Source organism: Streptomyces sp. CA-135486, assembly GCF_050936555.1.
Classification (GTDB): domain Bacteria; phylum Actinomycetota; class Actinomycetes; order Streptomycetales; family Streptomycetaceae; genus Streptomyces.
Genome location: NZ_JBNJMM010000002.1, coordinates 2,701,364 through 2,713,485, shown reverse-complemented (window position 1 = coordinate 2,713,485; position 12,122 = coordinate 2,701,364). Strand labels below are relative to the sequence as shown.

At 70.0% G+C, this 12,122-nt stretch carries 10 protein-coding genes and 1 pseudogene; 3 read left to right on the top strand and 8 right to left on the bottom strand.

The window, feature by feature from the left end:
- Entirely contained in the window at nucleotides 1-2,856 is a 2,856-nt protein-coding gene (locus ACQEVG_RS31760; RefSeq protein ID WP_432990193.1) for an NHLP bacteriocin export ABC transporter permease/ATPase subunit, read from the top strand.
- Between the two features lie 145 nt (nucleotides 2,857-3,001).
- Here ACQEVG_RS31760 and ACQEVG_RS31755 read toward each other — a convergent pair whose 3' ends face one another.
- The 4 genes from ACQEVG_RS31755 to ribA all read right to left on the bottom strand — a co-directional run bounded on the left by ACQEVG_RS31755 (nucleotide 3,002) and on the right by ribA (nucleotide 7,123).
- Entirely contained in the window at nucleotides 3,002-3,790 is a 789-nt protein-coding gene (locus ACQEVG_RS31755) for an ABC transporter ATP-binding protein (protein WP_432990191.1), read from the bottom strand.
- Nucleotides 3,787-4,683, bottom strand: coding sequence for a nitrate ABC transporter permease (ntrB, locus tag ACQEVG_RS31750; RefSeq protein WP_432990189.1), 897 nt, complete (start codon nucleotides 4,681-4,683; stop codon nucleotides 3,787-3,789). Before ntrB ends, ACQEVG_RS31755 begins: the two co-directional genes overlap by 4 nt.
- Complete coding sequence (locus ACQEVG_RS31745) at nucleotides 4,680-5,912, bottom strand: ABC transporter substrate-binding protein (protein WP_432990187.1); 1,233 nt, start codon at nucleotides 5,910-5,912, stop codon at nucleotides 4,680-4,682. Before ACQEVG_RS31745 ends, ntrB begins: the two co-directional genes overlap by 4 nt.
- A gap of 560 nt (nucleotides 5,913-6,472) precedes the next feature.
- Complete coding sequence (gene ribA / locus ACQEVG_RS31740) at nucleotides 6,473-7,123, bottom strand: GTP cyclohydrolase II (protein ID WP_432990185.1); 651 nt, start codon at nucleotides 7,121-7,123, stop codon at nucleotides 6,473-6,475.
- 127 nt (nucleotides 7,124-7,250) lie between these two features.
- Here ribA and ACQEVG_RS31735 point away from each other — a divergent pair, with 127 nt between their 5' ends.
- Nucleotides 7,251-7,997: a creatininase family protein gene (locus ACQEVG_RS31735; protein WP_432993051.1), complete on the top strand. Its 747-nt coding sequence runs from the start codon at nucleotides 7,251-7,253 to the stop codon at nucleotides 7,995-7,997.
- A pseudogene (locus tag ACQEVG_RS31730) lies at nucleotides 7,994-8,647 on the top strand (RibD family protein); the annotation flags it as partial. The gene ACQEVG_RS31735 and the pseudogene ACQEVG_RS31730, both read left to right, overlap by 4 nt.
- Here ACQEVG_RS31730 and ACQEVG_RS31725 read toward each other — a convergent pair.
- From ACQEVG_RS31725 to ACQEVG_RS31710, 4 genes are read right to left on the bottom strand one after another with little or no spacing between them, the layout of a single operon-like run.
- Nucleotides 8,636-9,754, bottom strand: a complete 1,119-nt coding sequence (locus ACQEVG_RS31725; protein ID WP_432990183.1) for a lysylphosphatidylglycerol synthase transmembrane domain-containing protein — start codon at nucleotides 9,752-9,754, stop codon at nucleotides 8,636-8,638. The pseudogene ACQEVG_RS31730 and the gene ACQEVG_RS31725 sit on opposite strands and share 12 nt — an antisense overlap.
- Nucleotides 9,751-10,596, bottom strand: coding sequence for an SAM-dependent methyltransferase (locus tag ACQEVG_RS31720; RefSeq protein WP_432990181.1), 846 nt, complete (start codon nucleotides 10,594-10,596; stop codon nucleotides 9,751-9,753). Before ACQEVG_RS31720 ends, ACQEVG_RS31725 begins: the two co-directional genes overlap by 4 nt.
- On the bottom strand, nucleotides 10,593-11,714 hold the full coding sequence (locus tag ACQEVG_RS31715) for a glycosyltransferase family 4 protein (protein WP_432990179.1): 1,122 nt from the start codon (nucleotides 11,712-11,714) through the stop codon (nucleotides 10,593-10,595). Before ACQEVG_RS31715 ends, ACQEVG_RS31720 begins: the two co-directional genes overlap by 4 nt.
- The gene (locus ACQEVG_RS31710) at nucleotides 11,711-12,109 is read right to left on the bottom strand and encodes a 6-pyruvoyl trahydropterin synthase family protein (RefSeq protein ID WP_360881116.1); all 399 of its coding nucleotides are present in this window, start codon (nucleotides 12,107-12,109) and stop codon (nucleotides 11,711-11,713) included. The genes ACQEVG_RS31715 and ACQEVG_RS31710 overlap by 4 nt, the downstream gene beginning before the upstream one ends.
- Nucleotides 12,110-12,122: the final 13 nt, after the last annotated feature.

Sequence of the window (12,122 nt, the reverse complement as noted above, 5' to 3'; positions counted from 1 at the left end):
GTGGCTTCCGTTCACCCGTCCGCGGTCGCGGGACCGGGCGAGTCCGACGCGGTGACCCATGCCCTGGGCGGTCTCGGCGCGCCCGTCGACTGCACCGGGCTGCGCAGCCTGCCGCTGGAGGGGCCGCAGGTGCTGTGGCTCGTCGTCGGCGGGGCCCTGGATCTCTTCGCGGTGGATGCCGCTCAGCAGGGGCACTGGCACTTTCTGGGCCGGCTGGAGGCGGGCACGTTGCTGCTCGGTCCGGTGGTGGGCCCGCGGCACACGCTGATCGGCAGGCCGTCACAGGACTGCCGGTTGCACCGGATTCCGCTGCGGGAGCTGTACCGGCCGGAGTACGGGACGTACGAGACCGCCTATGCGACGGGCTACCAGCCCGGGTACGAGGCACCGACCCCGCTGGAGTACGCCTTCGCTCTGGGCACCGGACGTGGCCTGGGTGTCCTGTTCCAGGCCCCCCTGGAGGGGCGGGCCAACGACGGGGCCATGGCCGATGACGACATCCTGTGGATGCCGGTCCCGCCGGGCAGCGTGCAGTACGGCGCCACCTACAGCGCCGATGCGGCGGGCGACCTGCTGGTCGACAGTGCGCTGTGGCAGCAGATGGTCAACCAGCAGTACCGGCTGCTCTCGGCCGTGGACCGCTGGATCGAAGGTCTTGAGCGGGCTCACGAGGACCGTACGGCCGCGGGCATCAAGGCGGGCGAAGCCGTCCGCACCCAGGCCAACCAGGCGCTGCTGGCCTCCATCGGAAAGCCGGAGCGGGCCGGCCGGGGCTCCCCCGCCGCGGACGGAGCCGACGACGACACCACCTACGCCGTCTGCCGACGGGTCGCGGAGGCAGCGGGGATCACTCTCGGCGAGCCGTCGAGGAGCGGCGCGGTCAATGACCGGATCAGTCCGGTCGAGCGCATCGCCGTCGCCTCACGTATCCGCACCCGCGCGGTACGGCTCGACGGCCGCTGGTGGCGCACCAACACCGGTCCGCTGGTGGGCCACTGGGCCAAGTCCGGAGCCCCGGTCGCCCTGCTGTGGCGCCGGGGCCGGTACGAGGCGGTGAACCCGGCCTCCGGTCTGCGGATGCGCATCGGCAGCGCCACCGCGGAAGAACTCGGGCCGCGCGCCGTGATGTTCTACCGCCCGCTGCCCGAACAGCCCATGACGGCATGGCGGCTGCTGCACTTCAGCCTGCGGGACACCCGCGCCGATGTGCGGAATCTGGCGCTCGCCGCGCTGGTCACCGTCGCCCTCGGCGCGCTGGTGCCGATCGCCACCGGACAGGTGCTCGGCGTCTATGTGCCGACGGCCGAGAAGAGCCTCATCGTCCAGGTCGCACTCGCCGTCATGATCGCGAGCATTGTCTCGGCCGCGTTCATGCTGCTGCAGAACCTCACCGTCCTGCGGATGGAAGGACGGATCGAGGCCTCGCTTCAACCGGCCGTGTGGGACCGGCTGCTGCGGCTGCCCACCCGGTTCTTCACCGAGCGCTCCACCGGGGAGCTGGCCAGTGCGGCGATGGGCATCAGCGCGATCCGCCGGGTGCTCTCCGGTATCGGCCCGGTGGCCGTCCAGGCGAGCACGGTCGGCGCCATGAATCTCGTCCTGCTGCTCTGCTACAGCGTGCCGCTGGCGCTCGCGGCGATCGGCATGCTGCTCGTCATCGGGGCCGTGTTCCTGGGCATGGGCCTGTGGCAGCTGCGCTGGCAGCGGCAGTTGGTCGAGCTGGGCAACAAGCTCAACAACCAGGCGTTCCAGACCCTGCGCGGACTGCCCAAGCTGCGGGTCGCCGCGGCGGAGAGCTTCGCATACGCCGCCTGGGCGCGGGAGTTCGCCCGCTCGCGCGAGCTCCAGCAGCGGGCCGGCCGGATCAGAAATCTGACGACGGTCCTCGATGCGGTCTATCTGCCGCTCTGTTCGCTCACCATGTTCATGCTGCTCGCCGGTCCGGCCCGCGGCAGCATGTCGGCGGGCGAGTTCCTGACCTTCAACACCTCCGTGACCATGCTGCTGACGTCGGTCACCCAGATCTCCGGGGCGCTCGTCTCGGCCGCCGCCGTGCTGCCGATGTTCGAGCAGATCAAGCCCGTCCTGGACGAGGCCCCGGAGGTCCGTGGCACCAGCGCGCAGCCCGGGGCGCTGTCCGGCGGGATCGAGGCCCGCAAGCTCTCCTTCCGCTACACCGACGACGGGCCGCTCGTCCTCGACGACGTCTCCCTCCAGGTGCGGCCGGGCGAGTTCGTGGCGATCGTCGGCCCCAGCGGCTGCGGCAAGTCGACGCTGCTGCGGCTGCTCATCGGCTTCGACAAACCGGCCTCGGGCAGCGTCCTGTACGACGGCCAGGACCTGGCGGCCCTGGACCAGGCGGCGGTCCGCCGCCAGTGCGGCGTCGTCCTGCAGAACGCCCAGCCGCTCACCGGATCGATCCTGGACTGCATCTGCGGCGCCGAGGCTTTCTCCCAGGAAGAGGCCTGGGCGGCTGCGGAGATGGCGGGCCTCGCCGAGGACATCAAGCGTATGCCGATGGGCCTGCACACGATGATCTCCGGCGGCGGCGCGATCTCCGGCGGCCAGCGCCAGCGCCTGATGATCGCCCAGGCCCTGATCCGCCGCCCGCGCATCCTTTTCTTCGACGAGGCGACGAGCGCGCTGGACAACGAGACCCAGCGCATCGTGATCGAGTCCACCCGCGCGCTGAGCGCGAGCCGCGTGGTCATCGCCCACCGGCTGTCCACGGTGATGGACGCCGATCGCGTGATCGTGATGTCGGACGGCCGGGTGGTGGAGCAGGGCCGGCCGGCCGATCTGCTCGCCCATGCGGGCGGGCATCTTCACGAACTGGTGCGGCGGCAGATGACGTGATTTCTGAACCGGTTGAGGGTGAGGTGGCCGCGGGCGGTGGTCCCAGCCCGCTTGGAGGCGTTGAATCAGGCTGAGACCACCACCCGCAGCCACCTGACCCCAAGTTGGCTCGGCAGACGTGTACCGACCCTGGGACCGGCCTGCGCTAGGCCGCCACCGCCTGGTCGGCGAGCAGCAGGTCGGCCAACTGCTCCTGGGTACTGGCGTATGCCGGGTGGTTGGTGATCGTCGCGCGGTCCCGAGGGCGCGGGATCGGTACCGGGATGATCGTGCGCACTGACGGCTGCGGCGGGTTGGACATGACCACGATCCGGTCGGCGAGCAGAATGGCCTCATCGAGCCCGTGCGTGACCATGAGCACCTTCTCGGTCTCCGACTCGTTGCCCCACAGCTCGACGAGTTGTTGTTGCAACCGCGAGCGGGTGAGCGCGTCCAGTGCACCGAACGGCTCGTCCAGCAGCAGAGTACGGGGGCCCACGGCGAAGGCCCTGGCGACCGCGGCGCGCTGAGCCATGCCGCCCGACACCTGGCCCGGGCGCTTGTCGCGGTGCTCCCACAGTCCGACGGCGGTCAGATACCGCTCGACCATGTCGTCGGCCTTTGTCCGGGACCAGTCCGGCCGTGCCGCGCGGACGGCCTCGCGCACATTGGCGAGAAGGCTCAGCCTGGGCAGCAGTGAGTAGTTCTGGAAGACCATCGCCCGTTCCGGACCCGGCCCCGTGACGGCCTTGCCGTCCACGACGATCTCACCCGCGTCCGGGCGGTCAAGCCCGCCGACCAGATTGAGCAGCGTCGACTTGCCGCAGCCCGAGTGGCCGATGAAGGAGACGAATTCCCCTTCCTCGACTGTCAGGTCGACCCCTCGCAGAACATGCTGAGCGGCTGATCCCCTTCGGCGGAACGACTTGTGTACCCCGCGGATCTCGACGGTCACGACTGAACCTCCTCGATGGCCACCTTGCGCGAGAGCCGTACGAGGATCGCGTCAAGGATCAGACCGACAAGCCCGATGAGGACGATCGCCGCGACGACCGAGCTGAGGTTGCCGGCGTTGTACGAGTCCCACACGAAGAACCCGATCCCGGAATTGCCGGAGAGCATCTCGACCGCCACGATGACCATCCAGGCGATGCCCATCGACAGCCGCAGACCGGTGATGATCGACGGCAGGGCGTTCGGCACAAGCACATGCCTCAGGTAGGCGATGCGACCGAAGCGGAAGACCCGTGCGACGTTGCGGTGATCGTGAGGGATCTCCGCCGCGCCGGCCGCGGTGTTGAGGAGCGTGGGCCACAGCGCGGTAATGAAGATCACGAATATCGACGCCTGGGAAGCGTCCTTGAACACGGCCAGCCAGATCGGAAACCAGGCCAGCGGCGACACGGGACGCAGCACCTGCACCACCGGGTTGAATGCCAGCCAGGCCCGGCGGCTCGCACCGAGGAGCAGCCCTGCCAGCACCCCGGCCACGGCGGCCAGAGCGAAGCCGGTGAACACCCGCTGCAGCGAGGTGGCCAGTTGAAGACCTACCCCCTTGTCGTTCGGACCGTTGTCGTAGAACGGATCGCCCAGCAGGTCGAGAAGCGTCCGTGCCCCGTCGAGCGGGGCCGGGACGTCGGTGGACCAGGATGCGGCCAGCTGCCACAGCAGCACCACGATCGCGGTACCGAGCACGGCCCATCCGAAGCCGCGGCCCAGCTCGGTAAGCCGACTCAGCCAACCGCCGCCGATGGGCGACCGGGAGGCGGCGGGGAGGCCGGGCGGCCCCGGCTGGGCATCCGCCTCAGCCGGTTCCGCCTGGTCCGTATGCGTCAGCGAGCTCGTCATGGCCGCTTCGCCTCTTCCTGCGGCTTCTTGGGGTCGAACGTCGTGCCGTCGAGCTTCACGTGGAACGGGCTCATGTCGTCTGCCGGGACGTCGATGCCCTCCTTGCCGGCGACCTCCTCGTAGAGGTCGCGCAGGATGATCTCGTCAGCGATCTTGGCGTACGGCGGTGCCTCTTTGAGGAGCCCGAAGCGCTGGTACTGGCTCATGAACCAGATCGCGTGCCCGCGCCGCGGCGCGGAGGTCTGTCCATCACGGAAGAACATCATCTGGTCGCCGCTGAACTTCTTCGTGCCGAGATCGGCCCCCAGCTCGTAGCTGCCGAGCAGTCGGCCCTCGATCTCCTTGGCGGGTGCCTTCACGTACTGCGGGCCGCCGATCGTCGTCGCCGCCTTGGCCCGGTTGTCCAGGTCGTCGAGCCACTTGCACGCCTTGAGGACGGCCCCCATCACATCGGCCAGGACGTCCTTCTTCTCCGCGGCGAACTTGGCGCCCGTAACCAGGGCCTTCTCCGGGTGGTGCTGCCAGATGTCCTGGGTCGTGATGTGGGTGAAGCCGATGTCCTGCTTGACGGCGACGGCGTTCCAGGGCTCGCCGACGCAGTAGCCGTCCATGTTGCCGACCTTCATGTTGGCGACCATCTGCGGCGGCGGGATCGGAACGATCTTGATCTTCGACTGATCGGCCTTGGTCGCCTTGAGCCAGTAGCGCAGCCAGGTGTCGTGCGTGCCACCGGGGAAGGTCATGGCCAGGGTCGGGGACTTCTTCTCCAGGAGTGCCTTGGCGGCCTTCAGGTCGGCGTAGCCGGCGTCGGCGAAGTCCTTCTTGAGGGTGATGGCCTGGCCGTTGTTGCTCAGCACCATGGCGACCTTGAGGTCGGTGGAACCCTTGCCCGCGATCTTCGTTGCAACGGACAGAGGGAGGCTGAAGAGGGCATGTGCGGCATCGATCTGCCCATTGAGCAGGTTGTCCCGGGTGGCGGGCCAAGAGGCCTGCTTGATCAATTCAACGTTGAGGTCACGCTCGGCGAAGTACCCGAGTTCCTCCGCCATCACCAGGGGCGCACAGTCGGTCAACGCGATGAATCCAAGTCGCACGGTACGGCCGGGCTTGGCTGATGAGGACTTCTTGTCGGCCGATCCACACGCGGTGAGGGCGCTGCCGAGCGACGCGGTAAGGGCGGCTGTTCCAGAGAGGCGGAGGAAGCCTCTTCGCCCGAGGTTGTTTTCCATGGCCAGAAGGTATGAGTGCCCGGCGACGGTGGAATTGCGCGTATGTCAAGGACATAAATCACACATCTCGCAGCCCCGTGGGCACGCCGTGTGAGGTGGACGAAACGAGCCGTGACCTTCCTGGGCAGGCTTCGGCGCCGGGAGGAGGCCGGGCCCGCACCCCCGCACCTGGCGGCCTGCCGACGCCCCGCGCGAGCATCAGCAGGTGCCGATCACCCCGGCACACCCTCGCAGCCCGCCAGGAAATGGCCTACAAAGCTGGGCCAGTTGGGCCGCCACTTCGAGCCACATCAGATGTGCACCACAGTGCGCTCGACGCGCGGGAGGGCTCCATGGGCCCCGACCACCCGGACACCTTGCGCTGCCGTCACAGCCTCGCTCACCCTGTTCGGGCTCGGGGGCCCGGAAGACCCGTACCGCGTGGCACGCGGCGCGCGGCGCGCGGCAGTGCGATCTCCCTGCGCGGCCCGGCCGCCACCGGTCGCGGTGCGGCATCGGCATCCACCCGCCACCCGCCACCTTGCCCACCACGGCCGGCGGCCGGCCACACGGCCTCGGGATTAGTCGGCCACGCTGTCCAGATGCGGCAGGTAGTGATCGAGGCGTTCCCGCTTGGTCCACAGATAGGACATGTTCTCTTCCCTCGGCGGTATCAGCAGGGGAACCTGCTCGGTGATTTTGATGCCGTGCCGCAGCAGCGCTTCGCGCTTGAGCGGGTTGTTCGACAGCAGCCGCACCGACCGGACACCGAGCTCGTGCAGGATCTCCGCCGCCACCCGGTAGTCGCGGGCGTCGGCCGGGAACCCGAGGGCGAGATTCGCCTCGACCGTGTCCAGCCCCTCCGCCTGGAGCTTCATCGCCCGCAGTTTGCCCAACAGGCCGATCCCGCGACCCTCGTGACCCTGGAGGTAGACGAGAACGCCGCGCCCTGCCGTCACGATGGCGTGCAGTGCGGCGGTCAGCTGATCGCCGCATTCACAGTGCTTGGACCCGAAGACGTCTCCGGTCAGGCACTCCGAATGCACGCGGACAAGTGCTCCTTCTTTCTCGGCTTCGCCGTATACCAGCACCATTTGTTCGTCACCGCTTTCGCGGTCCAGGTAGCCGATGGCGAGAAAATCGCCGTGCGAGGTGGACAGCCGTACATCCACCACTCGTTCGACACCTGACGTACGAACACTGTCGCCGAACACGCCATCACTTACTGTCATGACCCCGATCCTATCTGGCAAGCTCCCGGCATCGTAGGCCAAAATGACGAAGGAGCATCAACTGCCTGCCCGTTTCATCACATTCGACCATGGGCGCGCGGAGCGAACAACGAAAGGCCCTAAAACAATGAGTGGTTCACAAACGCCCCCGGCATCGGGCCTGTTGCCAAGGGACTCCACGGAGGACGTGCGGACCCGGCAGGCCGATGTCGCCGTCCTCCCGATCGGCAGCTTCGAGCAGCACGGAGCGTTCCTTCCCCTGGTGACCGACACGGTCGTCGCCTGCACGATCGCCCGGGAGATCGCCGCAGCCCATCCGGTTCATCACCTTCCTCCTCTCACGATCTCCTGCTCGCACGAGCACGCGGCCTGGCCGGGAACGGTCAGCATTTCCGCCGCGACCCTCCACGCCGTCGTACGGGACATCGCCGACTCGCTCCGCCGGTCCGGTGTCCGTTCCCTGATACTTGTCAATGGCCACGGCGGAAATTACGTACTGCGCAATGTGGTTCAGGAATCCGCCGGCAGCGGGATGCGTATGGCTCTTTTCCCGGGCTCGGCGGACTGGGATGCGGCACGCGCCGCGGCCGGTGTACAGACCCCGTCGCACAGCGATATGCACGCCGGGGAAGTGGAGACGTCCATCCTGTTGCACTCCCATCCCGAACTCGTCCGCCCTGGTTATGAAACCTCCGATTTCCTGGCCGACGACCGTAAGCATCTGCTCACGCTGGGTATGACGGCCTACACCAAGTCCGGTGTGATCGGCCGTCCGTCAATGGCATCCGCCGATAAGGGAAAGAAACTGCTGGCCTCACTTGTCGAATCCTTCGGTGAGTACGTCTCACTCCTCACCCGGCGGGAGACCCGATGACCAACCGCAGCGACGTACTGGATGCGGCCGAGGCCTGGGAGCGGCTGCGCCGCATCCGGTCCGGGGCGGACGCCGAGGCCGCCGGACTTGTCCGGAGCGCGGACGGCGGCCGGCGCTGGAGCCAGACCGCCACGCCCGAGGCGGAGGCGCTGGCCGACCGTTATCTGCCGCTGTGCCTGGCCGGTCCGCACTTCACCTTCGCCCAACTCGGGCAGAGCCTGGACGGTTTCATAGCGACGCGTACCGGCGACGCCGACTTCGTCACGGGCGAGGAGGACCGCCTTCATCTGCACCGCCTGCGTGCGCTCGCCGACGCGGTGGTCGTCGGGGCGGGCACCGCGGTCGCGGACGACCCGCAACTGACGGTGCGTGCCTGCCCCGGTGACAACCCCGTGCGCGTCGTCCTCGATCCGCACGGCCGCGTACCGCTGGGGCGCCGGGTGTTCACCGACGAAGCAGCGCCGACGCTGTGGGTCGTGGGCAAGGGCGGTGACCGCAGCAAGTCCGTTCCGGGCCGCGACGGCGTTGAGGTGCTGACGCTGCCGGACAGCGAGGCGTTCGCCCCGGGCCGCCTGGTGCAGGCGCTCGCGCGGCGCGGCTTGGGCCGGGTGCTGATCGAGGGCGGCGGCGTCACCGTGTCACGCTTCCTGCACGAGCAGGCGCTGCACCGGCTCTACGTCACCGTGGCGCCGGTCGTGATCGGCGACGGCGTCCCGGGGCTCCGCTTCGCCGGCACGCCGGTGATGCGGGACGCGCTCCGTCCGCCGGTGCGTCGTGCCGCCCTCGGCGAGGACACGCTCTTCGAGCTGGAGTTGCGGGCGCCGTGAGCGGGCGAGCCACTGGCCGGCGAGCACCTCGGCACCGGGCAGGCTCGCGGCGAAGGTGAGTACTCCGTAGACGACGGCGACCGTCAGGCCCTGGGCGGCGCCCAGGCCGGCGGCGCCGAAGGCCCACGCGGTGACGCCTTCCCTGGGGCCCCAGCCGCCGACGTTCAGCGGCAGCGCCATGGCGAGCAGGGCCAGCAGCATCAGGGGCACCAGCTCGGCGAACGGCGCGGTTGCCCCCGCGGCCCGGGCGGCGAGCAGGAACGTACCGAGGTGCCCCGCCAGCACCACGACGGACGAGAACACGACGCCCGGCCAGCTGCTGCGGGCGAGCAGTCCGAGGCGGGCCTCGGCCAGCGTGGCGCGGACCGCCCGGTGCCATCGCGATGTGCCCGGCTTGCCTCTGAGCCGGAGGGCGACCGCGATCACCAGGGCGGACACCACGGCGAGCGCGAGGGCGGTCCCCGGTGACGTGACCAGGTGGCGGGGCTGCGCCAGGGCCGGGGACGGCTGGGCGAGCAGGACCGTCACACCGACGGCGATCAGGACCAGCTGGCCCGCGGTCCGTTCGAGGACGACCGCGCGAACGCCCCGCCCGACGTCACCGGTGTGCTGCCCGTGTCGTACCGCGCGATGCACATCGCCGAGTACGCCACCGGGCAGTGCCGCGTTCAGGAACAGCGCGCGGTAGTAGTCGGCGACGGCGCGGCCCAGCGGCAGCCGGATGCCCAACCCGCGGGCGACGATGCGCCAGCGCCAGGCGCTGAACACGGTGGTGAGCAGGCCGAGTCCGAGGGCGGCCAGCAGGGTGGGGCCGTCGATCCTGCGCAACCCGTCCAGGAACGCGCCGGTGCCAAGACGCCAGACCAGCACTCCGAGGATGCCCACTCCGGCGAGCGTGCCGAGGCGGGCCCGGACCGTCTGCCCGCTCATGAGGTCCCGCCCGTCGGCCGGGGCAGCGCCAGCAGATCGCTGTGGTGCACCGCCACCCGCAACCCGCCCGCCGCACATGCCGCCAGGCGCCGCAGCAGATACGTATCCGCGCGCGACGCGAGGGCCGGGCGCTGCTCGCAGGCCGCGCCCACCCAGCCCCGCAGCCACTCCGCGATCAGCGCCGAGTCGTCGGCGCCGAGCCGCCAGGGGCTCGCGTGGGTCCGTACCGTCGCTCCCCGCCGTGCGAAGGCTTCGGAGGCCACCGTGACGGCGTCGGGTCCGAGCAGACCGTTGCGGCGCTGATGGGCGTTGAACGCGGCGGCGATCTCGGCGTCCAGCGGTTCGGCGGGCGTCAGCTTGACCCGTCCCACCACGGAGATCGTGAGCAGCGCGGGGCATCCGGCCCCCGCGCACGCCTTGGCGAGCCCGTCCACCTCGTCGCGGGTGAGCACGTCCAGCAGAGCGGAGGCCGTCAGCAGCGAGGTGCCGGCCAGGTCTTCCGCGCACAGGCCGGCAATCTCACCGCGTTCGGTGGTGACCGTCACACCGCTGCCGTCGGCCGCCGTATGGGGCGTCCGCACGGCGGCCAGGTCGAGCAGAGCGGGGTCGCGGTCGTGCAGGATCCAGTGCTGGGATCCGGTCAGCCGGGGTGCGAGCCAGCGCCCCATGGAGCCGGTGCCGCAGCCGAGGTCGCGGATCACCTGCCCGGCGTCTTCGCGGTCCCGGCCCGAGAGCCAGTGCTGGAGCGGGTCGAGGAGTCCGGTGGCGCGGGCGGCGGCGTCGGCGCCCTCCCGCAGCTCCAGCCACTCGGGGGCATAACCAGGCGCGTCGGTCGTACTCACGCGGCCCTCCGGGGTTCGATTCGGATGCGTTCCAGGGCACCGGCCAGATTCCGTGCCGTCGTCTCCCACCCGTCCAGCGCGGTGCGCCGCTCTCCCGCGGCTACCTTCAGCCGACCGCGCAGGCCCGGATCGCCGAACCAGCTGCGCAGCGCCGCCGGGAGTGCCGCCGGGTCCGCCGACGGTACGAGCAGGCCGGGCACGCTGCCGTCCGGTGCCTGCCCGACCGCCTCCGGAAGACCGCCAACGGCCGTCGCCAGCACCGGAATGCCGCGCGCGAGCGCCTCGGTCACGGCCATGCCGTATGTCTCGGCGTACGACGTGAGCACCAGGAGGTCGGCGGCGGCGTAGCTCGCGTCCAGCTCCGCACCGGCCTGCGGTCCGAGGAGCTGGATCCGGTCGCCGAGGCCGGACTTCTCGATCAGCTGTCTGAGCCCGGCGACATAGCCGGGGTCCTGGTCGAGGCCCCCGGCGCATACGCAGACCCAGGACAGGTCCGCGACGGCCGCAAGTGCCTTCACCAGCCGGTACTGTCCCTTGCGCGGGGTCACCGACGCGACGCACAACAGGCTTGAGACACCGTCCGTGCCGGGCGCCTCGGGCTCGATGTCGGCGCCGGGTGCGGCGACACGGACCTGGCCGGGGGCGAGCCCGTGGTGGGCCACGAGCCTGCGGCCCGCCCACACACTGGTCGCCACGACCACCGGCACGGCGCGCAGGGTTTCGCGCTCAAGGGCGTCCAGGGCCGCCGCCCGGGCGGGGGCGAGTCCTGTTTCGTCGCCCAGCGGCAGATGCACCAGCACCGCCAGCCGCAGCCGTTGCGTCTCGGGGACGACGATGTCGGGTACGGCGCAGGCGACGAGTCCGTCGAGGAGCACGACGGCGCCGTCCGCTGCCTGGGCCAGGATGCGGGCCAGTTCGGCGCGAGCGGCCGGATCCGGCTGTGGCCAGCTGCCCGCGACGGCATGCTCGTGGACCTGCCAGCCGATGGACGGCAGGTCCCGGCACACCCGGCGGTCGTAGACATTGCCGCCGCTGGGGGCGGCCGGGTCGTCGACGCCACCGGGCAGCACGATGTGCACCGAGCGCTCACTCGCCCTGGTGGCGTCGGCCCGGTTCACAGGGTGCGCTCGTAACTCGCCCAGGCGATGTGTGATTCGTGCAGGGTGACCGTGATCCCGGCCAGGCCGCGGGCGCCTTCGCCCAGTGCCCCTGCGTGCACCCGGTCGGCGAGCCGGTCGGCGATCACCTTGGCCAGGAATTCGGTGGAGGTGTTGATGCCGGCGAAGTCGGGCTCGTCGTCGAGATTGCGGTAGTTCAGCTCGCCGACCACCGCGCCGAGTTCCCGCGTGGCCAGACCGATGTCGACGACGATGTTGTCGGCGTCCAGCTCGGGGCGGCGGAAGGTGGCGTCCACAAGGAACGTCGCTCCGTGCATGCGCTGCGCGGGCCCGAAGACCTCCCCGCGGAAGCTGTGAGCGATCATGATGTGATCACGGACGGTGATACTGAACAACGGGTGAACCTCC

What these genes read in the sequence shown, in the direction of transcription:
- ribA (WP_432990185.1), bottom strand. Translation starts at nt 7,123, where the DNA reads ATGACAGTAAGTGATGGCGTGTTCGGCGACAGTGTTCGTACGTCAGGT.
- ntrB (WP_432990189.1), bottom strand. Translation starts at nt 4,683, where the DNA reads ATGACGAGCTCGCTGACGCATACGGACCAGGCGGAACCGGCTGAGGCG.
- ACQEVG_RS31745 (WP_432990187.1), bottom strand. Translation starts at nt 5,912, where the DNA reads ATGGAAAACAACCTCGGGCGAAGAGGCTTCCTCCGCCTCTCTGGAACA.
- ACQEVG_RS31735 (WP_432993051.1), top strand. Translation starts at nt 7,251, where the DNA reads ATGAGTGGTTCACAAACGCCCCCGGCATCGGGCCTGTTGCCAAGGGAC.
- ACQEVG_RS31725 (WP_432990183.1), bottom strand. Translation starts at nt 9,754, where the DNA reads ATGAGCGGGCAGACGGTCCGGGCCCGCCTCGGCACGCTCGCCGGAGTG.